Here is a 24,757-nt window from a genome sequence, read left to right as displayed (position 1 = left end):
GTGCCATCTGCGCGAGCTCGCCGGCCTAGCTGAGAACACTAATTATTTCGAATGATCGTCCGTACACCTCTGAGAGAACCGGCTGAAGGCCCATGTGGGCTTTTTCCGGTCGATGACCAGTCGCGGTGCACTCAGCAGGAAACACACAATGGACGCGTTCGAACATCCCATCTCCATGGCCCAGGCCCTGCGCGAGCGCGCCGGCGCCCAACCCGACCGGCTGGCCCTGCGCTTCCTGGCCGAAGACGGCGCCGGCGACGTGGTGCTCAGTTACGCCGAGCTGGACCGCCGCGCCCGCTGTATCGCCTCCGCGCTGCAGGCCCGGGCGGGGCAGGGCGAGCGCGCGGTGCTGCTGTTCCCCAGCGGCCCGGACTACGTCGCCGCCTTCTTCGGCTGCCTGTACGCCGGCATCGTCGCGGTGCCCGCCTACCCGCCGGAGTCGGCGCGCCGCCACCACCAGGAGCGCCTGCTGTCGATCATCGATGACTGCGCGCCGCGCCTGGTGCTGACCCAGGCCGAACTGCGCGGGGCGCTGCTGGAAGGCTGCCCGGCGCTGTCCGGCGCCGCCGCGCCGCAACTGCTGTGCGTCGACGAACTGGACCTGGCCGGCGCCGAGGCCTGGGTGGAGACTGAGGTCCGCCCCGAGCACATCGCCTTCCTGCAGTACACCTCCGGCTCCACCGCGCTGCCCAAGGGCGTGCAGGTCAGCCACGGCAACCTGGTGGCCAACGAGCGGCTGATCCGCGGCGGCTTCGGCATCGGCGCCGACGATGTGATCGTCAGCTGGCTGCCGCTGTACCATGACATGGGCCTGATCGGCGGCCTGCTGCAGCCGGTCTACAGTGGCGTGCCCTGCGTGCTGATGTCGCCGCGCTACTTCCTCGAACGCCCGCTGCGCTGGCTGGAAGCCATCAGCCAGCACGGCGGCACCGTCAGCGGCGGGCCGGACTTCGCCTACCGCCTGTGCACCGAGCGTGTCAGCGAGTCGGCCCTGGCCGGGCTGGACCTGAGCCGCTGGCGCGTGGCCTTCTCCGGTTCCGAACCGATCCGCCAGGACAGCCTGGATAATTTCGCCGCCAAGTTCGCCGCCAGCCGCTTCGAGGCCTCCAGCTTCTTCGCCTGCTACGGCCTGGCCGAGGCCACCCTGTTCGTCAGCGGCGGCCAGCGCGGCCAGGGCATCGCCGCCCTGGGCGTGGACGAGGCGGCCCTGGCGCAGAACCGCATCGAAGCGGGCAGCGACAGCGTGCTCATGTGCTGTGGCCGCAGCCAGCCGGAACATGCGGTGATGATCGTCGACCCACAGAGCGGCGCAACCCTGGGCGAGAACCAGGTAGGCGAGGTCTGGGCCGCCGGGCCGAGCATCGCCCACGGCTACTGGCGCAACCCCGAGGCCACGGCCAAGGCCTTCGTCGAACGCGACGGCCGCACCTGGCTGCGCACCGGCGACCTGGGCTGCCTGCGCGACGGCGAGTTGTACGTCACCGGGCGCCTGAAGGACATGCTCATCATCCGCGGCCACAATCTCTACCCGCAGGACATCGAACGTGCCGTGGAAACCGAGGTGGACGCGGTGCGCAAGGGCCGCGTGGCCGCCTTCGCCGTGCAGGTCGATGGCGAGGAGGGCATCGGCATCGCCGCCGAGGTCGGCCGCGCGCTGCAGAAGCGCATCCCGGCCGACGCCCTGATCGACGCGATCCGCCAGGCGGTGGCCGAGGCCTGCCAGGAAGCACCGAAGGTGGTGGCGCTGCTCAACCCCGGCGCGCTGCCGCGCACCTCCAGCGGCAAGCTGCAACGCTCGGCCTGCCGCACGCGCCTGGCCGACGGCAGCCTGGACGCCTACGCCGTCTACCCCGGCCAGGCATCCCGGGCTGAAGCCGCGCCGGAGCAAGGCGCCGATGCCTTGCAGGCGCGCATCGCCGAACTCTGGCGCGAGCACCTGGGCGTCGAGCGCGTAGGCGCGGACGACAACTTCTTCCTGCTCGGCGGCAACTCCATCGCCGCCGCCCAGGTCATGGCCGCGCTGCGCGAGGCTTTGGGCGTCAACCTGAACCTGCGTCTGCTGTTCGAGGCGCCGAGCCTGGCCGCCTTCAGCGCCGCCGTGGCCGCTCGCCTGGCCAATGGCGCCGCGGCGGAAGCGCCCATGGCCCAGCTGTCGCGCGGCGGCGACCTGCCGCAATCCGCGGCCCAGCGCCGCCTGTGGCTGAACTGGCAGATCGAGCCCCGCGGCTGCGCCTACAACATCCCCGGCGGCCTGCTGCTGCGCGGCGAACTGGACGAAGACGCGGTCTACGGCAGCTTCGCCCGCCTGGTGCAGCGCCACGAATCGCTGCGCACGCGCTTCCTCGAACGCGACGGCCAGGCGCTGCAGCGCATCGAGCCGCGCGGCGAATTCCACTGGCAGGTGCTGCAACTGGACGCCAGCGAAGCCGAACAACGCCGCGAGGCCGAGGCCCGCGAGCCGTTCGACCTGGAGAAGGGCCCGCTGCTGCGGGTGAGCCTGGTGCGCCTGGACGACGACCTGCACCAGCTGTGGGTGACCCTGCACCACATCGTGGCCGACGGCTGGTCGCTGAACCTGCTGCTGGACGAATTCGCCCGCCTGTACGCCGAAGCGCAGGGCGGCCAGGCCGCCGAACTGGCGCCGCTGCCGGTCGGCTATGCCGAGTTCGCCAGCTGGCAGCGCCAGTGGCTGGAGGCGGGCGAGGGCGCCCGCCAACTGGCCTACTGGCGCGAACAGCTGGGCGAGGAAGCCCCGGTACTGGAACTGCCCACCGATCACCCGCGCGGCAACGCCGCCTCGCCGGCGGCGCGCCTGAGCCTGCGCCTGGACGACAAGCTCGGCCAGGCCCTGCGCGAAGCGGCCCAGGCCAACCAGGCCAGCGTCTTCATGTGGCTGCTGGCGGCCTTCCAGGCCCTGCTGCACCGCCACAGCGGGCAGGCCGACATCCGCGTCGGCGTGCCCAGCGCCAACCGCCAGCGCCAGGAAGTCCAGGGGCTGGTGGGCTTCTTCATCAACACCCTGGTGCTGCGCGCCACGCCTGCCCCGCGGCAGGCCTTCGGGCAGTTGCTGGCCCAGGTGCGCGAAGCCACCCTGGGCGCCCAGGAACACCAGGACCTGCCTTTCGACAGCCTGCTGGAAGCCCTGCCGGGCCACGGCGGCCAGCCGTTCCAGGTGCTGTTCAACCACCAGCAGCGCGACCTTTCCGCCCTGCGCCGGCTGCCCGGCCTGCTGGCCGAGGAACTGCCCTGGCACAGCCGCGAGGCCAAGTTCGACCTGCAATTGCAGACCGAGGAAGACGCCCGCGGCCGCCTGCGCCTGAACTTCGACTACGCCGCCGAGCTGTTCGACGCCGCCAGCATCCAGCGCCTGGCCGACCAGTACGTGGCCCTGCTGCGCCAGGTGGTGGCGCAGCCGCAGCTGTGCCTGGGCGACATCGCCCTGGCGACGGACGCGGAGCTGGCGCGCCTGGAGCAGTGGGGCAGCGCGCCCTGCGAGCCGGCGCGCAGCTGGCTGTCGGAGCAGCTGGAACACGCACTGCCGGCCCACGCCGAACGCGTGGCGCTGCAGTGGGACGGCGGCGAACTCAGCCACGCCGAGCTGCACGCCCAGGCCAACCGCCTGGCCCACTACCTGCGCGACAAGGGCGTGGGCCCCGACGTGCCGGTGGCCATCTGCGCCGAACGCTCGCCGCAGCTGCTGGTGGGCCTGCTGGCCATCCTCAAGGCCGGCGGCGCCTACGTGCCGCTGGACGCGGACTACCCCGCCGAGCGCCTGGCCTACATGCTCGACGACTGCGGCGCCAGCCTGCTGCTGACCCAGTCCCACCTGCTGGAGCGCCTGCCGAGCCTGGAAGGCGTCGCCACCCTGTGCTTCGACGGCCTCAAGCTGGACGGCTGGCCGAGCAGCGCGCCGGGCCTGCACCTGCACGGCGACAATCTGGCCTACGTCATCTACACCTCCGGCTCCACCGGCCAGCCCAAGGGCGTGGGCAACACCCACGCGGCCCTGGCCGAGCGCCTGCAATGGATGCAGGCCACCTACGCGCTGCAGGCCGACGACGTGCTGATGCAGAAGGCCCCGGTGAGCTTCGACGTTTCGGTGTGGGAATGCTTCTGGCCGCTGCTGGCGGGCTGCCGCCTGGTGCTGGCCGGCCCCGGCGAACACCGCGACCCGGCGCGCATCGCCCAACTGGTGCGGCAGTTCGGCGTGACCACGCTGCACTTCGTGCCGCCGCTGCTGCAACTGTTCATCGACGAGCCGGGCGTGGAGGAATGCACCAGCCTGCGCCGCCTGTTCTCCGGCGGCGAGGCGCTGCCGGCGCAGCTGCGCGACCGCGTGCTGCAACGCCTGCCCGGCGTGGCCCTGCACAACCGCTACGGCCCGACGGAAACCGCGATCAACGTCACCCACTGGCACTGCTCGCTGGAGGATGGCACACGCTCGCCCATCGGCCGGCCGCTGGGCAACGTGGTCTGCCGCGTCCTCGACAGCGAACTCAACCCGCTGCCGCCGGGCGCCGCCGGTGAGCTGTGCATCGGCGGCGCCGGCCTGGCCCGCGGCTACCTGGGCCGCCCGGGGCTGAGCGCCGAACGCTTCGTCGCCGACCCGCTGGGCGCGCCCGGCGCGCGCCTGTACCGCACCGGCGACCGCGCGCGCTGGAGCGAGCAGGGCGTGCTGGAATACCTCGGCCGCCAGGACGGCCAGGTGAAGCTGCGCGGCTTCCGCATCGAGCTGGACGAAATCCGCGCGCGCCTACTGGCCCAGCCCGGCGTGGCCCAGGCCGTGGTGCTGATCCGCCAGGCCGGCAACCTCGGCAGCCAATTGCTGGGCTACTACACCGCGACCGCCGACGCGCCCGCCGAGACCGAGCACGGCCAGGCCCTGCACACCGCGTTGCAGGCAGCATTGCCGGAATACATGGTCCCGGCGCAACTCATGCGCCTGGACAGCATGCCCCTGGGCCCCAGCGGCAAGCTGGACCTCAAGGCCCTGCCCGAACCGAGCGGGCAGCAGCGCGAGCACGTCGCCCCGCGCGACGAGCTGGAACAGCGCCTGGCCAGCATCTGGAGCGAAGTGCTGGGCCTGCCGCAAGTGGGCCTGGACGACGACTTCTTCGAACTGGGCGGCCACTCGCTGCTGGCCACCCAGATCGTCTCCCGGGCGCGCCAGGCTTTCGCCATCGAGCTGCCGCTGCGCGAGCTGTTCGACGCCAGCCGCCTGGGCGCCTTCGCCGAGCGGGTGCGCCAGCTGCGCGCCGCCGGCAGCCGCGACAGCCAGGGCGCGATCCGCCCGGTGGACCGCAGCCAGCGCGTGCCGCTGTCCTACTCGCAGCAGCGCATGTGGTTCCTCTGGCAACTGGAGCCGGACAGCCCGGCCTACAACGTCGGCGGCATGGCACGGTTGCGCGGCGCGCTGGACCTGGGCTGCTTCGAGCGCGCCCTGCAGGCCCTGGTGCAGCGCCACGAGACCCTGCGCACCCGCTTCCCCAGCGTCGACGGCGTGCCGCACCAGCAGGTGCAGGCGGACAGCGGCCTGCGCATGCAGCGCCTGGACTTCTCCCACCTCGACACCGACGCCCGCCAGCAGGCCCTGCAGCAACTGGCCGACGACGAGGCGCACAAGCCCTTCGACCTCGAACAGGGCCCGCTGCTGCGGGTGTACATGGTCCGCCTGGCCGAGGACGAGCACTACCTGGTGGTGACCCTCCACCACATCGTCACCGAAGGCTGGGCCATGGACATCTTCGCCCGCGAGCTGAGCGCGCTCTACGAGGCCTTCCTGGCTGGCGGCGAATCGCCCCTGGCGCCGCTGCCGGTGCAATACCTGGACTACAGCGTGTGGCAGCGCGACTGGCTGGAAGCCGGCGAACGCCAGCGTCAGCTGGACTACTGGACCGCCCAGCTGGGCGATGAACACCCGGTGCTGGAACTGCCCGGCGACCGCCCGCGGCCGCCAGTGCAGAGCCACCGCGGCGACCTCTACCGCTTCGACCTGGCGCCGCAGTTGGCCGAGCGGGTACGCCGCTTCAACGCCGGCAACGGCCTGACCCAGTTCATGACCATGACCGCCGCCCTGGCCGTGCTGCTGTACCGCTACAGCGGCCAGCAGGACCTGCGCATCGGCGCGCCGGTGGCCAACCGCATCCGCCCGGAGAGCGAAGGGCTGATCGGCGCCTTCCTCAACACCCAGGTGCTGCGCTGCCGCCTCGACGGGCAGATGAGCGTGGCCGGGCTGCTGGAGCAGGTGCGGCAGACGGTGATCGACGGCCAGTCGCACCAGGACCTGCCCTTCGACCACCTGGTGGAAGCCCTGCAGCCGCCGCGCAGCGCCGCCTACAACCCGCTGTTCCAGGTGATGTGCAACGTCCAGCGCTGGGAGTTCCAGCAGACCCGCCAGCTGGCCGGGATGACCGTGGAGTACTGCGTCAACGACGCCCGCGCCACCAAGTTCGACCTCAACCTGGAAGTCACCGACCTCGACCAGCGCCTGGGCTGCTGCCTGACCTACAGCCGCGACCTCTTCGACGAGCCGCGCATCGCCCGCATGGCGCGCCACTGGCAGAACCTGCTGGCGGCGATGATCGCCGACCCGCAACAGCGCCTGGGCGAGCTGCCGATGCTGGATGCCGGCGAGCAGGACGCGCTGCTGACCTGCAGCGGGCCGCAACTGAGCGACACCCTGCACGGCCTGTTCGCCGCCCAGGCCGCGGCCACGCCGCAGGCCCCGGCGCTGACCTTCGCCGGCCAGAGCCTGAGCTACGCCGAACTGGACGCCCGCGCCAACCGCCTGGCGCGCCTGCTGCGCGAACGCGGCGTGGGCCCGGAAGTGCGCGTGGGCCTGGCCCTGGAGCGCTCGCTGGAAATGGTCGTCGGCCTGCTGGCGATCCTCAAGGCCGGCGGCGCCTACGTGCCGCTGGACCCGGAATACCCGCTGGAGCGCCTGCACTACATGATCGAGGACAGCGGCGTGCGCCTGCTGCTCGGCCAGCCGGCGCTGTTCGAGGCCCTGGGCGCGCTGCCCGAAGGCGTCGGCCGCTGCTGCCCGGCGCAGGAGGGCGCGGCCCTGGCGGCGCTGGACGACGGCCCGCTGCCGGCCTTCGCCCAGCCGCAGCACCTGGCCTACCTGATCTACACCTCCGGCTCCACCGGCAAGCCCAAGGGCGTGGCGGTGTGCCACGGCGAGATCGCCATGCACTGCCGGGCGGTGATCGAGCGCTTCGGCATGCGCGCCGACGACTGCGAGCTGCACTTCTATTCCATCAACTTCGACGCCGCCAGCGAGCGCCTGCTGACGCCGCTGCTGTGCGGCGCCCACGTGGTGCTGCGGGCCCAGGGCCAATGGGGCGCCGAGGACATCTGCCAACTGATCGCCGAGCACCGGGTGAGCATCCTCGGCTTCACCCCCAGCTACGGCAGCCAGCTGGCCCAGTGGCTGCAGACCCAGGGCCGGCAGCTGCCGGTGCGCCTGTGCATCACCGGTGGCGAGGCGCTGACCGCCGAGCACCTGCAACGCATCCGACAGGCCTTCGCGCCACGCTACTTCTTCAACGCCTACGGCCCCACCGAGACGGTGGTCATGCCCCTGGCGGCCCTGGCCCCGGAGCAGGTGGAAGCCGGCGCCGGCGTGCCCATCGGCAGCCTGGTGGGCGAGCGCAGCGCCTGCCTCCTCGACGCCGACCTGGCCCTGGTGCCCCAGGGTGCCGGTGGCGAGCTGTACGTCGGCGGCGCCGGCCTGGCCCGCGGCTACCACGAACGCCCGGCGCTGACCGCCGAACGCTTCGTGCCCGACCCCTTCGGTGCGCCCGGCGGGCGCCTGTACCGCACCGGCGACCGCGTGCGCCAGCGCGCCGACGGCCAGGTGGAATACCTCGGGCGCATCGACCAGCAGGTGAAGATCCGCGGCTTCCGCATCGAGCTGGGCGAAATCGAGGCGCGCCTGCAGGAACACCCGCAGGTGCGCGAGGCCGCCGTGCTGGCCATCGACGGGCCGAGCGGCAAGCAACTGGTGGGCTACGTGGGCTGCGCAGAGGCGGGCGCCGACGAGGCGGTCCAGGCCGAGCTGCGTGAGGCGCTCAAGGCGCACCTCAAGCAGCAGTTGCCGGACTACATGGTGCCGGCGCACCTGGTGCTGCTGGAGGGCCTGCCGCTGACCGCCAACGGCAAGCTCGACCGCCGCGCGCTGCCGGTGCCGGACGCCAGCCTCGGCCAGCGCGCCTACGAGGCCCCGCGCAGCGAGCTGGAACGCCAGCTGGCGGCGATCTGGGGCGAGGTGCTGAACGTCGCCCAGGTCGGCCTGGACGACAACTTCTTCGAACTGGGCGGCGACTCCATCCTCTCCATCCAGGTGGTCAGCCGCGCCCGCCAGCAGGGCATCCAGTTCAGCCCGCGCGACCTGTTCCAGCACCAGAGCGTGCGCAGCCTGGCCGGCGTCGCCCGCAGCGCCGGCGCCAGCCTCGCCGAGCAGGGCGAAGTGCAGGGCGAGAGCGCGCTGACGCCGATCCAGCAGTGGTTCTTCGAACTGCCCCTGGAGAACCGCGCGCACTGGAACCAGTCGCTGCTGCTGGAGCCGCGCCAGGCGCTGGACGCCGAGCTGCTGCGCCAGGCCCTGCTGCAACTGATCAAGCACCACGACTCCCTGCGCCTGACGTTCCGCCAGGAGGACGGCCGCTGGCACGCCGAACACCGGGCTGCGGACGATGGCGCCTGGCTGCTCTGGCAGGCGCAGGTGGCGAGCTTCGACGACTGCGCCGAAGTCTTCGAGCGCGCCCAGCGCAGCCTGGCCCTGGACGGCCCGCTGCTACGCGCGGTGCTGGTGGACGGCCCCGGCGCCCAGCGCCTGCTGCTGGCGATCCACCACCTGGTGGTGGACGGCGTGTCCTGGCGCGTGCTGCTTGAAGACCTGCAGCAGGTTTATCGCCAACTCGCCGCCGGCGAAGCGCCGCAACTGCCGGCCAAGACCAGCGCCTTCCGCGACTGGACCGCACGCCTGCAGGCCTACGCCGGCAGCGAGCCGCTGCGCGAGGAACTGCACTGGTGGCGCGGCCAGCTGGACGGCGCCCCCGGCGCCTGGTTCTGCGACAACCCGCAAGGCCGCAACGACGAGGCCCTGGCCCGCAGCCTGAGCCTGCGCCTGGACCGCGAGCGCACCCGCCAGCTGTTGCAACAGGCGCCGGCGGCCTACCGGACCCAGGTCAACGACCTGCTGCTGACCGCCCTGGCCCGCGTGCTCTGCCGCGTCAGCGGCGAGGCCTCGGTGCTGGTGCAGCTGGAAGGCCACGGCCGCGAGGCGCTGTTCGACGACATCGACCTCAGCCGCACGGTCGGCTGGTTCACCAGCGCCTTCCCGCTGCGCCTGGCGACCGCCGGTGAACCGGGCGAGGCGGGGCTGGCAGCGTCGATCAAGGCGATCAAGGAACAGCTGCGCGCCGTGCCGCACAAGGGCCTGGGCCACGGCGTGCTGCGCCACCTGGGCGACGAGGCCGGGCGCTGCGCCCTGGCCGCGCTGCCGCAGCCGCGCATCACCTTCAACTACCTGGGCCAGTTCGACCAGAGCTTCACCGACGACGCCCTGTTCCGCCCGCTGGACGAACCCACCGGGGCCATCCACGACGCCGCCGCGCCGCTGCCCAACGAGCTGAGCGTGGACGGCCAGGTGTACGGCGGCGAACTGGTGCTGCGCTGGACCTACAGCGCCGAGCGCTACGAAGAGCAGACCATCGCCGAGCTGGCCAACGCCTACCTCGGCGAACTGCAGGCGCTGATCGCCCACTGCCTGGACGACGATGCCGGCGGCCTGACGCCTTCCGACTTCCCCCTGGCGCGCCTGAGCCAGGCGCAGCTGGACGCCCTGGCGGTGCCGGCGGCGCAGATCGACGACGTCTACCCGCTGACGCCCATGCAGGAGGGCCTGCTGCTGCACACCCTGCTGGAGCCGGGCACCGGCATCTACTACATGCAGGACCGCTACCGCATCGACAGCGAGCTGGACCGCGAACGCTTCGCCGCCGCCTGGCAGGCCGTGGTGGCGCGCCACGAGGCGCTGCGCGCGTCCTTCTCGTGGAACGCCGGCGAGGCCATGCTGCAGGTGATCCACAAACCCGGCCGGCTGCGCATCGAGTTCCTCGACTGGAGCGAACTGCCTGCCGACGGCCACGAGGAACGCCTGCAGGCCCTGCACAAACAGGAGCGCGAGGCGGGTTTCGACCTGCTTGAGGAGCCGCCCTTCCACCTGCGCCTGATCCGCCTGGGCGCGGCGCGCTACTGGTTCATGATGAGCAACCACCACATCCTCATCGACGCCTGGTGCCGCGGCCTGCTGATGAGCGACTTCTTCGAGATCTACGCCGCCCTGGGCGAGGGCTGCGCGCCGCAACTGCCGGCCGCGCCGCGCTACCGCGACTACATCGCCTGGCTGCAGCGCCAGGACCTGGAGCATTCGCGCCGCTGGTGGCAGCAGAACCTGAACGGCTTCGAGCGCGCGACCTACATCCCCAGCGACCGGCCGATCCTCCACGAGCGCGCCGGGGAAAGCGGCGGGATGATCGTCGGCGACCGCTACACCCGCCTGGACGCCGCCGACGGCGCGCGCCTGCGCGAACTGGCGCAGCGCTACCAGCTCACCGTCAACACCTTCGCCCAGGCGGCCTGGGCCCTGGTGCTGCGGCGCTACAGCGGCGAGCGCGACCTGCTGTTCGGCGTCACCGTGGCCGGGCGCCCGGTGGGCCTGCCGCAGATGCAGCGCACCGTGGGGCTGTTCATCAACAGTATCCCGCTGCGCGTGCAGCTGCCGGCGCCGGGCGCGCGGCAGACGGTGCGCGACTGGCTGACCGGGCTGTTCGAACGCAACCTGGAACTGCGCGAGCACGAGCACCTGCCGCTGGTGAGCATCCAGGAAGCCAGCGAACTGCCCAAGGGCCAGCCGCTGTTCGACAGCCTCTTCGTGTTCGAGAACGCCCCAGTGGAAGTGGCGGTGCTGGACCGCGCGCAGAGCCTGAAGGCCAGCTCCGATTCCGGGCGCACCCACACCAACTTCCCGCTCACCGTGGTCTGCTACCCCGGCGACGACCTGGGCCTGCACCTGTCCTACGACCAGCGCTACTTCGAGGCGCCGACCATCGAGCGCCTGCTCGGCGAGTTCAAGCGCCTGCTGCTGGCCCTGGCCGACGGCTTCCATGGCGACGTGGCCGAGCTGCCGCTGCTGGGGGCCGAGGAACGGCGCTTCCTGCTGGAAGACTGCAACCGTAGCGAGCACGCCTACCCGCTGGAGCAGGGCTACGTGCGCCTGTTCGAAACGCGGGTGGCCGCGCACCCGCAGCGCATCGCCGCCAGCTGCCTGGACCAGCAGTGGAGCTACGCCGAGCTGAACCGCCGCGCCAACCGCCTGGGCCACGCGCTGCTGGCCGCCGGCGTCGGCTTCGACCAGCCGGTGGCCCTGCTGGGCGAGCGCGGCCTGGACCTGCTGGGCATGATCGTCGGCAGCTTCAAGGCCGGCGCCGGCTACCTGCCGCTGGACCCGGCGCACCCGACGCAGCGCCTGACGCGCATCCTCGAACTCAGCCGCACGCCGGTGCTGGTGTGCAGCGCCGCCTGCCACGAACAGGCCCTGGCGCTGCTCGCCGAGCTGGGCTGCGGCGGCCGCCCGCGCCTGCTGGTGTGGGACGAGGTGCAGCACGGCGCGGCCGCCGAGCACGACCCGCAGCGCTACAGCGGGCCGCGCAACCTGGCCTACGTGATCTACACCTCCGGCTCCACCGGCCTGCCCAAGGGCGTGATGGTGGAACAGGCCGGCATGCTCAACAACCAACTGAGCAAGGTGCCGTATCTGGCGCTCGGCGAGGGCGACGTGATCGCCCAGACCGCCTCGCAGAGCTTCGACATCTCGGTCTGGCAGTTCCTCGCCGCGCCGCTGTTCGGCGGCCGCGTGGCCATAGTGCCGAACGCCATCGCCCAGGACCCGCAGGCCCTGCTGGAACACGTGGTGGAGCAGGGCGTGAGCGTGCTGGAAAGCGTGCCCTCGCTGATCCAGGGCATGCTCACCGAGGAACACAAGGCATTGCCCGGCCTGCGCTGGATGCTGCCCACCGGCGAGGCCATGCCGCCGGAACTGGCGCGGCACTGGCTGCAACGCTACCCGCAGGTGGGCCTGGTCAACGCCTACGGCCCGGCGGAATGCTCGGACGACGTGGCCTTCTTCCGCGTCGACGCGGCCTCCACCGAGGCCACCTACCTGCCCATCGGCAGCCCCACCGACAACAACCAGCTGTACCTGCTGGATGCCGAAGGCGACTTCGAGCTGGTGCCGCTGGGCGCGGTGGGCGAGCTGTGCGTGGCCGGCACCGGCGTCGGCCGCGGCTACGTCGGCGACCCGTTGCGCACGGCCCAGGCCTTCGTCCCGCATCCCTTCGGCGCGCCGGGCGAGCGCCTGTACCGCACCGGCGACCTGGCGCGGCGCCGCGCCGACGGCGTGCTGGAGTACGTCGGGCGCGTCGACCACCAGGTGAAGATCCGCGGCTTCCGCATCGAGCTGGGCGAGATCGAGGCGCGCCTGCACGAGCTGCAGGAGGTGCGCGAGGCCGCCGTGTCGGTGCAGGAAAGCGCCACCGGCAAGTACCTGGTCGGCTACCTGGTGCCCGCCGCGACGGTGGCCGAGGAGGGCGCCTGGCTCGAACAGGTGCGCCAGCACCTGCGCGCCGACCTGCCGGACTACATGGTGCCGCTGCACTGGCAGGTGCTGGCGCGCATGCCGCTCAACGCCAACGGCAAGCTCGACCGCAAGGCCCTGCCGGCGCTGGACATCGGCCAGGCCCTGGCGCACGCCTACCAGGCGCCGCGCACGGAGCTGGAGGCCACCCTGGCGCAGATCTGGGCCGAGGTGCTCAAGGTCGAGCGCGTCGGCGTGCTGGACAACTTCTTCGAACTGGGCGGGCACTCGCTGCTGGCCACGCAGATCGCCTCGCGGGTGCAGAAGGCCCTGCAACGCAACGTGCCGCTGCGGGCCATGTTCGAGTGCAGCACGGTGGAGGAACTGGCCAGCTACATCGAGGCCCAGGCCGCCAGCGCCATCGACGAGCGCAAGGCGGCGCGCCTGGACGACCTGATGTCGCAGCTGGAAATGCTCTAGCCCGGCACTTCCCGCGGGGCCGCCGAGGCCCCGCGGGGGTATCGCGAAACACCTGCAGCCCACGCGCGGTTCGCCGCGCGCAGGCCGCCCCGCGCCCGCGGAAAGGGCGCCGGGGCAGGGCGCGGCCGGCAGTAAATCCCGAGCGCCGCGCTGCGTTATCCACTACAGCCGCTCCGCCATCGCGGGGCACCCGTCAACCGTGGCACACCACCACGTCTCGAGGTTGAAGACATGCAAGTCGCTACCAGCGTCATCGATGACCAGCCTGCCCATGCCGAACCGGCCGCGGGCGAAACCCTCTACGAATTCAGCGAGTCGCCGCTGCTGGCGCGCCAGCGCCACCAGGAATCCAACGCGCGCAGCTACCCGCGGCGCATCCCCCTGGCGCTGAAGAAGGCCCGCGGGCTGTACGTCGAGGACGTCGAGGGCCGCCGCTTCATCGACTGCCTGGCCGGCGCCGGTACCCTGGCCCTGGGCCACAACCACCCGGTGGTGATCGAGGCGATCCAGCAGGTGCTGGCCGACGAACTGCCGCTGCACACCCTGGACCTGACCACCCCGGTGAAGGACGCCTTCGTCCAGGACCTGTTCGGCCTGCTGCCGCCACAGCTGGCGCGCGAGGCGAAGATCCAGTTCTGCGGGCCCACCGGCGCCGACGCCGCGGAAGCCGCGCTCAAGCTGGTGCGCACCGCCACCGGACGCAGCACCGTGCTGTCGTTCCATGGCGGCTACCACGGCATGACCCAGGGCGCCCTGGGGCTGATGGGCAACCTCGGGCCGAAGAAGGCCCTGGGCGCGGTGCTGGGCAACGGCGTGCAGTTCCTGCCGTACCCCTACGACTACCGCTGCCCCTTCGGCCTCGGCGGCGAGGCCGGGGTGCGCGCCAACCTGCACTACCTGGAGAGCGTGCTGAGCGACCCGGAAAGCGGCGTGCCGCTGCCGGCGGCGGTGGTGGTGGAAGTGGTGCAGGGCGAGGGCGGCGTGGTGCCCGCCGACCTGCAGTGGCTGCGCGGCCTGCGGCGCATCACCGAGAAGGCCGGGGTGGCGCTGGTGATCGACGAGATCCAGACCGGCTTCGGCCGCACCGGGCGCATGTTCGCCTTCGAGCACGCCGGCATCGTCCCCGACGTGGTGCTGCTGTCCAAGGCCATCGGCGGCAGCCTGCCGCTGGCGGTGGTGGTCTACCGCGACTGGCTGGACACCTGGCAGCCCGGCGCCCACGCCGGCACCTTCCGCGGTAACCAGATGGCCATGGCCGCCGGCTCCGCGGTGATGCGCTACCTGAAGGAACACGACGTGCCCGGCCATGCCGCGGCCATGGGCGAGCGCCTGGCCGAGCACCTGCGCATCCTCCAGCGCAGCTACCCGCAGTTGGGCGACATCCGCGGCCGCGGGCTGATGCTCGGGGTGGAAGTGGTCGACGCCGAAGGCGCCGTCGACAGCCTCGGCCGCCCGCCGGCCAACCCCGCGCTGGCCTCGCGCATCCAGCGCGAATGCCTGCGCCGCGGGCTGATCCTCGAACTGGGCGGCCGCCACGGCGCGGTGGTGCGCTTCCTGCCGCCGCTGATCATCAGCGCCGAGCAGATCGACGAAGTGGCCCGCCGCTTCGCCCGCGCGCTGGCTGCGGCGGTGCCTGCCGGCAAATTGTAGGAGCGGGCCCTGCCCGCGAAATCGCGCGCAGGGCGCGCTCCTACAGGTAGAGCTGGAGGTGGGCATGCTGTAGGAGCGGATCTCATCCGCGAACCGAGCCGGAACCTCCGGCTTTCGCGGACAAGGTCCGCTCCGGTTCCAGGATGCACGGCTTTTCGTAGGAGCGAGCTTGCTCGCGAACAGACTCCGCTGCGGGGCTCATTCGCGAGCAAGCTCGCTCCTACGAAGACGAAGAGCTTCACCACCTAATTTTCCCCCAACCCACTTCGTTAACCCATAGCGGCCACCCCCGGGCGGCCGGCCCATCCAGTTGAGGAAAGCGCAATGACTTCTGTATTCGACCGCGAAGACATCCCATTCGAAGTGGTGGTGAACCACGAGGAGCAATACTCCATCTGGCCGCAGTACAAGGAAATCCCCGCCGGCTGGCGCGCCGTGGGCAAGAGCGGGCTGAAGAAGGACTGCCTGGCCTATATCGAGCAGGTCTGGACCGACATGCGTCCGCTGAGCCTGCGCCAGCACATGGACAAGGCGGCCAACTGAATGGCCGTGAGGTTGTTCTGCCTGCCTTATTCGGGGGCCAGCGCCATGACCTACAGCCGCTGGCGGCGCAAACTGCCAGCCTGGCTGGCGTTGCGCCCAGTGGAGTTGCCCGGGCGCGGCATGCGTATGGCCGAGCCGCTGCAGATCGACCTCGGCCGCCTGGCTCGGCAACTGGCACGTGAGCTTCACGCGGAGGTGCGTCAGGAACCCTACGCGCTGTTCGGCCATAGCCTGGGCGCGCTACTGGCCTGCGAGATCGCCTATGCCCTGCGCGAGTTGGGTTGTCCGACACCGCTGGGGTTGTTCGCTTCGGGCACTGCGGCGCCGTCGCGGCGCGCGGAGTACGACCGCGGTTTCGCCGAGCCGAAGAGTGACGCCGAGCTGATCGCCGAGTTGCGTGACCTGCAGGGCACCCCGGAAGAGGTGCTGGCCAACCAGGAACTGATGAGCCTGACGCTACCGATCCTGCGCGCTGACTTCCTGCTCTGCGGCAGCTACCGCTACCAGCGCCGTGCGCCTCTGGCCTGCCCGCTGCGGGCGCTCGCCGGACGTGCCGACAAGGCCAGCCAGGAGCAGTTGCTGGCCTGGGGCGAGGAAACCCGCGCGGGCTTCGAGCTGCAGTGGTTCGACGGTGGGCACTTCTTCCTCCACGAGCGTGAGACCGAAGTACTTGCTCACCTGGAGACCCAGTTGCACGAACTGCGCGCCGGCAACGGCGGCGTGCTGCTGCAGGCCAGCGCCGCGGCGATCGGCTGAAACCCGCGCCGGCCCTTGACGACGCCGTTGCTCCGGAGAAGGAGCAACGGCGTTTTTCCTTGTGTCACGCCCTTCGCAGGAACCAGGAGCATGCCCGGTTCCTGCTCATGGACAGAATGCGCTACGAGCTGGCTCGCGAACAGACGGGCCGCCGTGGGCGTGGCTCAGCCGTTGGCCGCTGCCAGCGCCTCGACGATCCGCCCGAGGTCTTCCGCCACCGCCTGCACCGGGTCGGCCGCGTCGCTGTCGATCACCAGCAGCCGCGCGCCGCTGGCGCCGATGGCCTCGACCAGGGGCTTGGGTGGTTCGCGGTGGTGTACCACCAAGGCGACGTCCTGGGCCTTGAGTTCCTCGACGAAGGCCTGGATGCGCGCCTCGTCCCAGGCGTCGTCGGCCGGCAGCGGCAGTTCCAGCGGGTCGAGGTTGAGGCCGTCGAGCAGGTAGCCCAGGCGTTCGGAGAGGCTGACCACAGTGAGGTTCGGCAGCTGCGCCAGCCGTGCTTCCTGGCGCGCGCTGGCGTCCAGCAGTTGGCGTTTGAGCGCAGCCAGGTTGGCCTGGATGCGCGGCCGCACGGCCGGCGCCAGGCGCTCCAGGTCGGCGCCGAGCACGTCGGCCATGCGCCCGAGGTTGGTCGGGTTGAGCCAGGGGTAAGCGTGGATGTCGCTGCCCGGGCGCAGGGCGACGCCCGGCAGGGCGCCGTCCAGCGGGCGCGCGGCATCGATCTCGACAATGCGGATGTTGCTGCGCCGGGCCAGCGGGTAGAGCGGGTCCTCTGTCCATAGCGAGCGCAGGTCGATCACCGCGTCGGCCTGTCCGGCCGCCCTGGCCAGCGCCGCCGCGCCACGGCCACCGAAATAGGCGGCCTGGCGGCTGGCGGGGAGGTTCTCCGGGGCGATGAGCTGCAGGCGTACCTCGGTGCCGGCCAGCAGGCGCTCGGCCAGCGAGTAGGTCACCGGCAGGCTGGCCAGCACACTGGGCGGTGCCGCCTCGGCAGCCAGGGCGGCCGGCAGCGGGGCACCGGCGAGTGCCAGGAGGAGGACGAGGGCATGCGGTCTGAACGTCATGGGGTGGGTTCCTTTCATCCGAGGTTGCCCTTGAGCTGCGGCAGGCAGCCACGGGCGACGGCGGCGAGAGTGAAGGCCAGGCCGGCGACCAGGATGATCGCCGCGCCCGAGGGGATCGGCAGGTCGAGGGCGATGGGCAGCAGGATGCCGCTCAGGGTACTGAGGCTGGCGATCAGCACCGACAGCCAGAAGAAGCCGCGCAGCGACTGGCTGACCAGGCGCGCCGCGGCTGCCGGGATCACCAGCAGGGCGCCCACCAGGATCGCCCCGATGACCTTCACCGCGGCCACGGTGACCAGCGTCACCAGGGCCACGAACAGGTAGTCCAGGCGTTTCACCGCCACCCCGCGTACCGCCGCCAACTGCGGGTTGAAGCTGGCCAGCATGATGCGGTTGTACAGCGGCAGGGCCAGGCTTGGCACCAGCACGGCGACCACCGCGAGCACCGCGAGGTCGTGGGCGTTGACCGTCAGCACCGAGCCGAACAGTACGTTCTCCAGGATATGCACGTTGATCTTCCCGGCCAGCACCAGCAGCAGGCTGGCGCCCAGTGCCAGGGACACCGAGAGGAACACCCCGATCAGGGTGTCCGGGGCCAGCCCGGTGCGATTGCGCAGGTAGTTGAGCAGCACGCCGAATAGCAGGCAGTAGCCGAACAGGCTGCCGTAGGGGCCGGTGTAGGGCTCGCCGAGGAGGATGCCGATGGCCACCCCGGTGAGCGCGGCGTGGCCCACCGCTTCGGAGAAGAAGGCGAAGCGCTTGACCACCACCAGGGTGCCCAGGCCGCCAAGCACCGGGCCGATCAGCGCGCCGGCGAGCAGGGCATTGATGACGAAACCGTAGGCCAGGACCTGCGGCAAGTGGCCGGCCGCCGCCCAGGCCTGGATGGCTTGGCGCAAGGCCTCATAGGTGTCGTTCATCGGCTTGCCTCCGGCTTGCGCGGCAGGGTGGAGAACAGCGTGAGCAGGCGTTCCGGGGTCAGGCTGGTGGCCGCCGGGCCGTCGAACAGCAGTTGACGGTTGAGCCCGCTGACGCGGTCGGCCAGGCGTGCCACGGCCTGCAGGTCGTGTTCGATCCACAGCACCGTCACTCCGGCGCGGCGCCAGTCCTGCAGCAGGCGTTCGAAGACCTGGATGCCGCCCTCGTCGAGCGCCGACATCGGTTCGTCCAGCACCAGCAGTTGCGGCGGTGGAACCAGGCCCTGGGCCAGCAGCACGCGCTGGCGCTCGCCGCCGGACAGGGCGCCCATGCGCCGGCCGCGCTTGGCCAGCATGCCGACCCGCTCCAGCGCCGCGTCGATCGCCGGGCGCCGGTTGCGCGACAGGCCGAGGAATGCCGGGCGGCGCTGGCACAGCGCGGCCATGAAGTCGTCCACGGTCAGCGGCAGGCCACGCTCGAACTCCAGCGCCTGCGGCACGTAGCCGACGCAGCCGGGGACGCCGGGCCATTCCAGGCTCAGCTCGCCGCGGTGCGGCATCTGCCCCAGCAGGCTCTTGACGAGCGAGCTCTTGCCACCGCCGTTGGGGCCGACCAGGGCGTGCACGCTGCCGGCCGCCACCTCCAGGCGTACCTCGTCGAGGATGCGGCTGCCGCCCAGCTCCAGGCTGACCCCGGCGAACAGCACCCGTGGCCCGGGCGGCGGGCCCAGTGCCTCGACGGCGGTCATGCGCCGGACTCCTGGATGGCGCGGACCACGGTGTCGAGGTTGCGCGCCATTTCCTGCTCGTACTTGTCGGCGCTGTATTCGCCATAGGAGATGTGCGACAGCGAGTAGAGCTTCACCCCGGACTCGCGCTGGATGGTGTCGACGTAGGTGGAGGGGAAGTCGATCTCCGAGAAGATCACCTTCACGTCCAGTTCTCTGAGTTGGTCGATGGTCTTCTTCAACTGGCTCGGGCTGGGCTCGATGCCGTGGGCTGGCTCCACCACCGCGGTGACCTCCAGGCCGAACTCGCGCAGCAGGTAGTCGTAGGCGCCGTGGATGGTGGCCACGCGGAAGTCCGCCGCCGGCGCCTGGCTCAGCCGGCCCAGGGCCGCGGCACGCAGGGCACGCAGGCGCTGGCCGTAGGCGCGGGCATTGCGCGTGTAGGTGGTGGCGTTGGCCGGGTCGAGCTTGCCCAGTTCGCGGGCGATGGTGTTGACCTGGGTGATGGAGGCGCTGATGGACAGGAAGGTGTGCGGGTTGACCACCTTGCCGGCGCCGCGAGCGGCGGTGCCGGTGGCGGCCAGCAGTGGCACCCGGGCGTTGGCCTCGATGAGCGGGATGGCGGGCTTCTCGCTGGCCTGGATCATGCGCTCGGCGAAATCGTCGTGGCCCACGCCGTTGAGCACCACCACGTCCAGCGTACCGATGCGCTTGATGTCCTCGGCGCGCGGCTCGTAGGCGTGCGGATTGAAGCCGGCCGGGATCAGTGGCACCACCTCGGCCTTGTCGCCGACGATGTTGCTCACGTAGCTGTAGTAGGGATGCAGGGTGATACCGATGCGCAGGCGCTTGGCCGGCTCGGCATGGCCGACCGGCAGCGCCAGGAGCAGCGCCGCGGCCAGCAGCGCGCGGGCGGGGAGGGCGGCGGCCAGGCCGCGCAGAACACGGGAGAAGCGCATGGAAGGGAACCTTCTGTGGAGTCGCTGTGGGTCAATGGCGGTGTTGGCGGGTCACCCCGGCGTCGAACTGGCTGATTACCTGCCGCCAGCCGTCGGCGACCAGCGCCTCGGCGTTCGCCGGTGCCTGCTCTGGCGCTGGCTGCGCGCGGCTAAGCCAGACTTCGGGCTCGCCCTGCGCCGGCAGCAGCAGGAGGAAGGAGCCGATCCCCCCTGCCTGGGCGCTGCGTCCCAGGTAGCGCAGCCCGGCGGCATCGTCGGCCAGACCCCAGGCGTGGCCGCCACGGCTGGCCGCGGCAGCGTCCCGGGTGAACGGTGGGAAGCCCTCGGCGGCCAGTTCGGCGGGGCTTGGCGCGGCGCCCGCTTCGGCCAGGCGGGCCTGGATTTCTTCGGCGGCCACCTGCAGGTCGGCGTAGATACCCTGTTCGGCGGCATTCAGGTCACGCCGCGCGTCCAGCTGGTGCGCGACGGGCGCGGTGGTCGCGTGGCGTTCCTGGCGCAGGGCGATGGCGGTGGCGGCAAGCAGAACGATCAGCAGTGCGCCGAGCAGCACGTAGAGGGTTTCATGGCCGGCACCGGCCGGGCGAACGATCTGTACGCTCATGGCGTTGGAATGTCGGCGTGGTCGATTTCCACCACGTGCCCGGGGCCGGCGTCGAACAGCACGTAGAACTCGCCCTCGGGGCGCTCGAAGGTGAGGGTGGAGTCTTCGCCGAGCTTGCCCGGCACCAGGATGCGCTCGTCGTAGCCGATCACGTCGAGGGTCACCCCCGGGGCGCCGCTGCCGTCGGAAAAACCGCCCTTGCAGCGGATCTTGCCGGCGTCCACGCCTTCGCATTCGCAAACGGGGTTGTGCGCTTGGGCGGTACCGGCCAGTCCAAGCAGTAGGGCCGCCAGTGCCAGGCGGCGCAGGCGAGTGGAAGCGGCGATCATGGTTTTCCTCGTTGTTTCAGCCAGGCCAGGGTGGCCGGAGAGGCGACGGAGAGCGGCACGGCGGCCTGGTGCACCGAGCCGTCCCAGCCCTCCAGGGTGATCCACAGTTCGGCATCGCTGCCGGTGCGCGGCGGGATCGGCAGCGAGGCGCCCATTCGGTAGGGCGAGCCGAAGAAGATTGCGCCGGCAGTGCGCAGGCTGCGTGGCTTGCCTACGCGCAGGTAGGCCGCGCGCACCTGGGGAATGCATGCGGCGCAGAGCGCTGCGTTGAACTCCTTGAGGTAGCCGGCCGGGCCCTCGTTGTGCGGGGCGGCATCGTGCAGCTCGGCCAGGCGCAGGCTCCAGGGGCCGACCTGGAACTCGCCGAACTCGCGCTCGCCGAGGCCGCTGGTGCCGCGGAACAGCGCCACGTCGGCGAAGTAGCGCGGCATGAAGGCCAGCGGCACCAGCACCAGCAGCACGTTGAGATGGAAGCGCCAACGCAGCCACAGGCTCCGCAGCGGCGAGGCGGCCGGCAATGTGGCGGGTTTGTTCATGGCCGGCCCTCCAGCGCCTGGTCCATCGGCGCCGGCCCGGGCGGGCGCGGTGCCCGGCGCTGGCGCTTGACCAGCGCGGCGGTGGCCTGGGCGGTGCGCTTGCTCCAGATCAGCAGGCCGCTGAGCACCATCAGGCTGAGGATCAGGCCGAACACGAACCACACCAGCTTCAGCCAGATGCCGCCGAAGTCGCCGGTGTGCAGCGGGCGCATCGACTCGGTGACGAACTCCAGCGCGCTGCGGTCGCTGAGCAGGTGGGTGGACTCGATGCGCCCGGTGTAGGGGTTGACCGCCACCGTCTGGTACATCAGCGGGTACCAGCCGCGGCCCTCGACGTAGATCGGGCTGTAGGCGTTGGATGGCAGGGCCACGTCGCTGGCCTGAAGGCTCGGTACGCTTCGCTGGGCGATGCGCACCGCCTCGTCGAGGCTAAGCGGCGGGGCGGTTTCGCCCTGCGGCACGTCGGCTCGGGCGATTACCGGCGGCACTCCCTGGGTGGACAGGGTGACGTGGTTGTCGGCCAGCAGCGCCTGGATCAGGAACCAGGTGCCGGTGATGGAAATGACCGCGATGAACCAGATCGACCAGATGCCACCCAGCCGGTGCAGGTCGCCCCAGAAGATCCGCGCGCCCTGATTCAGGCGCAGGCGCGGGTTGAGGAAGCCGCGCCAGAAGCGCTTGTAGACCACCAGCCCGGTGACCAGCGAGGCGAGCATCGGCAGGCCCAGCACCGAGACCAGGTACCAGCCCCAGCTGTAGCCGTGGTTGAACGGCACCAGCCACCAGCCGTGCAGGGCGCGAGTGAACTGGCGGAAGTCAAAGTTCGTGCTTTGCCCCTGGATCGTCCCGCTGTAGGGGTTGACGTACAGGCTGGCGCGCGAGCCGTCGGGGAAGCTGACCCGGGCGGTGAGGGCGAAATGGTTCTCCTGCGGGAAGTTCAGCGTCTCCACGCGGATCTCCGGCTGCTGCCGGGCGATCGCCGCCAGTAACTGGTCGAAGCTGAGTTCCTGGGCGTCGGCGCTGGGCATGCTGGCGCGCACCTCCGGCTTGGCCAGCCAGACGAGTTCCTGGCTGACCACCGCCAGGGTGCCGGTCAGGCACACCAGCAGGACGAAGAACCAGATGGGCAGGGCCAACCAGCTGTGGACGAGGAACCAGAGTCTTGAACGGGACTTCTTTGCCATGGGGGTTCTGCAGGCTTTCGCTGGGGCTCATGGGCGGCATCGGTGGCTGCGCGCAATGCTCGTTATTCGGGTGAAACGAGGTGCTGCGCGGGGGATTTAGGGGTAGATGCAAAAAAACTTTTGCCTTGCATAAGTCGCTGATAGTTCGGGGAAATCCCACTGGTCGCAAGACCCGCTCCTGCCTCTCTCGCAGGGTAATTTTCCCCGTACCTGGTCCGTTCCCCCTTGAGTCCACTCGAGCCCAAGGCGCTCGCTGCCCACGTGCACGGAAGAGAACCGATGAACGCAGACCACTCCCTGAAACTCGCCCGCCGCTTTATCGAGCTGCCCCCGGAAAAACGTCGGATGTTCCTCGACAGCCTGGGCGCCGAGGGAGTCGACTTCTCGCTGTTCCCGATTCCGGCCGGGGTGGAGAGCGCCGAGCGCAAGCGGCCTTCCTACGCCCAGCAGCGCATGTGGCTGCTCTGGCAGCTGGACCCGCACAGCGGCGCCTACAACCTGCCCGGCGCCGTGCGCCTGCAAGGGGCGCTGGACCGCCAGGCCCTGGAGCGCGCCTTCGCCAGCCTGGTGGAGCGCCACGAGACCCTGCGCAGCGTCTTCGTCGCGGATGCGGACGGCACCCCGTTGCTGGCGCCCATGCCCGGCGAGCTGCAGGTGGCCTACGAGGACTTCAGCGCCCTGGCCGCGGATGAACGGGAAGCGCGCGTGCGCGAGGAAGCCCAGCGCGAGTCGCTGCAGAGCTTCGACCTGGGCCGCGGCCCGCTGCTGCGGGTGCGCCTGATCCGCCTGGGCGAGCAGGAACACGTGCTGCTGCTGACGCTGCACCACATCGTCTCCGACGGCTGGTCGATGAACCTGCTGATCGAGGAATTCGGCCGCTTCTACAGCGCCTATGCCGAGGGCCGCGAGGCGCAGCTGTCGGCGCTGCCGGTGCAGTACGCCGACTATGCCCTTTGGCAGCGCAGCTGGCTGGAGGCCGGTGAGCAGGAACGCCAGCTGGACTACTGGCGCAAGCAGCTTGGCGAGCATCACCCGGTGCTGGAGCTGCCGGCCGACCACCCGCGCCCGGCCCAGGCCAGCTACCGCGGCGCCCGCTACGAATTCGCCGTAGAACCTGCACTGGCCGAAGCCCTGCGCGCCGCCGCGCGGCAGCAGGGGCTGACGCTGTTCATGCTGCTGCTGGGCGGCTTCGACGTGCTGCTGCAACGCTACAGCGGCGAGGGCGACCTGCGCGTCGGCGCGCCCATCGCCAACCGCAACCGCGCCGAGGTGGAAGGGCTGATCGGCCTGTTCGTCAACACCCAGGTGCTGCGCGCGGTATTCGACGCGCAGACGCCGGTGCAGGGCCTGCTGGCCCAGGTGCGCGACAGCGTGCTGGGCGCCCAGGCCCACCAGGACCTGCCGTTCGAACGCCTGCTGGATGCCTTCCAGGTGGAGCGCAGCCTGAGCCACAGCCCGCTGTTCCAGGTGATGTACAACCACCAGCCGCAGGTGGCCGACATCGAGGCCCTGGACGACGTGGCGGGCCTGCGCCTGAGCCGCCTGGACTGGCAGAGCCGCACCACCCAGTTCGACCTTTCCCTGGACACCTACGAGAAGGGCGGCCGCCTGTACGCCGCGCTGACCTACGCCACCGACCTGTTCGAGCCGGCGACCATCGAGCGCATGGCGCGGCACTGGCAGAACCTGCTGCGGGCGATGATCGACGACCCGCAGCGCGCGGTCGGCGAGCTGCCGATGCTGGATGTCGGCGAGCGCGAACTGATCCTGCAGCAGTGGAACGCCACGACCACGGAGTACCCGCTGCAACGCGGCGTGCACCAGCTGTTCGAGGAACAGGCCGAGCGCCACCCGGATGCGCCGGCGCTGGCCTTCGGCGAGCAACGCCTGAGCTATGCGGAACTGAACCGCCGGGCCAACCAGCTTGCCCACTTGTTGAAAGCGCATGGCGTCGGCCCGGACAGCCTGGTCGGCATCGCGGTTGAGCGCTCCATCGAGATGGTCGTTGGCTTGATGGCGATCCTGAAAGCTGGCGGCGCCTACGTGCCGCTGGACCCGGAATACCCCGCCGAGCGCCTGGCCTACATGCTGGAAGACAGCGGCGTGAAGCTGCTGCTGAGCCAGTCGCACCTTGACCTGCCATTGGCCGAGGGCGTGCAGCGCATCGATCTGGATCAGGACGGCGACTGGCTGGAAGGCTACAGCGAGGCCAACCCCGCTGTGCCCCTGGATGGCGAAAACCTCGCCTACGTGATCTACACCTCCGGCTCCACCGGCAAGCCCAAGGGCGCCGGAAACCGCCATCGCGCATTGACCAACCGTCTGTGCTGGATGCAGGAAGCCTATGGCCTGGACGCCGGCGATGCCGTG

Annotated in this window: 13 protein-coding genes (1 of these 13 only partly in view); 5 read left to right on the top strand and 8 right to left on the bottom strand. The window is 70.9% G+C overall.

The window, feature by feature from the left end; all coding sequences use genetic code 11:
• The first annotated feature begins 148 nt into the window (after positions 1–148).
• The 4 genes from M8R19_RS00430 to M8R19_RS00415 all read left to right on the top strand — a co-directional run bounded on the left by M8R19_RS00430 (position 149) and on the right by M8R19_RS00415 (position 16,069).
• Entirely contained in the window at positions 149–13,120 is a 12,972-nt protein-coding gene (locus tag M8R19_RS00430; protein WP_249916681.1) for a non-ribosomal peptide synthase/polyketide synthase, read from the top strand.
• Between the two features lie 231 nt (positions 13,121–13,351).
• Positions 13,352–14,770, top strand: a complete 1,419-nt coding sequence (locus M8R19_RS00425; RefSeq protein ID WP_249916680.1) for an aspartate aminotransferase family protein — start codon at positions 13,352–13,354, stop codon at positions 14,768–14,770.
• Positions 14,771–15,094: 324 nt separating this feature from the next.
• Positions 15,095–15,313, top strand: coding sequence for an MbtH family protein (locus M8R19_RS00420; protein WP_074985188.1), 219 nt, complete (start codon positions 15,095–15,097; stop codon positions 15,311–15,313).
• Positions 15,314–16,069, top strand: coding sequence for a thioesterase II family protein (locus M8R19_RS00415; protein WP_074985185.1), 756 nt, complete (start codon positions 15,314–15,316; stop codon positions 16,067–16,069).
• 164 nt (positions 16,070–16,233) lie between these two features.
• On the opposite strand, the gene M8R19_RS00410 is transcribed toward M8R19_RS00415, so the two are convergent.
• The 8 genes from M8R19_RS00410 to M8R19_RS00375 are packed head-to-tail and all read right to left on the bottom strand — an operon-like array spanning position 16,234 to position 22,387.
• Entirely contained in the window at positions 16,234–17,133 is a 900-nt protein-coding gene (locus M8R19_RS00410; RefSeq protein ID WP_074985183.1) for a metal ABC transporter solute-binding protein, Zn/Mn family, read from the bottom strand.
• A 14-nt stretch (positions 17,134–17,147) separates the two neighbouring features.
• A complete protein-coding gene (locus tag M8R19_RS00405; RefSeq protein WP_074985181.1) occupies positions 17,148–18,053 on the bottom strand; it encodes a metal ABC transporter permease in 906 nt (301 codons plus the stop codon).
• On the bottom strand, positions 18,050–18,799 hold the full coding sequence (locus M8R19_RS00400; RefSeq protein WP_249916679.1) for a metal ABC transporter ATP-binding protein: 750 nt from the start codon (positions 18,797–18,799) through the stop codon (positions 18,050–18,052). The genes M8R19_RS00405 and M8R19_RS00400 overlap by 4 nt, the downstream gene beginning before the upstream one ends.
• Positions 18,796–19,737, bottom strand: a complete 942-nt coding sequence (locus M8R19_RS00395) for a metal ABC transporter solute-binding protein, Zn/Mn family (RefSeq protein ID WP_116423509.1) — start codon at positions 19,735–19,737, stop codon at positions 18,796–18,798. Before M8R19_RS00395 ends, M8R19_RS00400 begins: the two co-directional genes overlap by 4 nt.
• Positions 19,738–19,768: 31 nt before the next feature.
• A complete protein-coding gene (locus tag M8R19_RS00390; RefSeq protein WP_074985174.1) occupies positions 19,769–20,338 on the bottom strand; it encodes a DUF6162 family protein in 570 nt (189 codons plus the stop codon).
• Positions 20,335–20,667 carry a hypothetical protein gene (locus M8R19_RS00385; RefSeq protein ID WP_283939431.1) on the bottom strand — a complete coding sequence of 111 codons (333 nt, stop codon included), beginning with the start codon at positions 20,665–20,667 and terminating at the stop codon, positions 20,335–20,337. The genes M8R19_RS00390 and M8R19_RS00385 overlap by 4 nt, the downstream gene beginning before the upstream one ends.
• Positions 20,664–21,203 carry a PA2404 family protein gene (locus tag M8R19_RS00380; protein WP_249916678.1) on the bottom strand — a complete coding sequence of 180 codons (540 nt, stop codon included), beginning with the start codon at positions 21,201–21,203 and terminating at the stop codon, positions 20,664–20,666. Before M8R19_RS00380 ends, M8R19_RS00385 begins: the two co-directional genes overlap by 4 nt.
• Positions 21,200–22,387: a PepSY-associated TM helix domain-containing protein gene (locus M8R19_RS00375; protein ID WP_074985169.1), complete on the bottom strand. Its 1,188-nt coding sequence runs from the start codon at positions 22,385–22,387 to the stop codon at positions 21,200–21,202. Before M8R19_RS00375 ends, M8R19_RS00380 begins: the two co-directional genes overlap by 4 nt.
• A gap of 279 nt (positions 22,388–22,666) precedes the next feature.
• On the opposite strand from M8R19_RS00375, the gene M8R19_RS00370 reads away from it, so the two are divergent.
• Positions 22,667–24,757: the start of a non-ribosomal peptide synthase/polyketide synthase gene (locus tag M8R19_RS00370; protein WP_249916677.1), read on the top strand. It continues 10,293 nt past the right edge of the window; only the first 2,091 of its 12,384 coding nucleotides appear in the window; its start codon is at positions 22,667–22,669; its stop codon lies off the right edge, out of view.

The sequence above is a fragment of the Pseudomonas sp. R3.Fl genome (assembly GCF_023516765.1).
GTDB classification, from domain to species: domain Bacteria; phylum Pseudomonadota; class Gammaproteobacteria; order Pseudomonadales; family Pseudomonadaceae; genus Pseudomonas; species Pseudomonas citronellolis.
The sequence above is the reverse complement of the archived record's forward strand: the minus strand, read 5'-3'. Positions and strand labels throughout refer to the sequence as shown.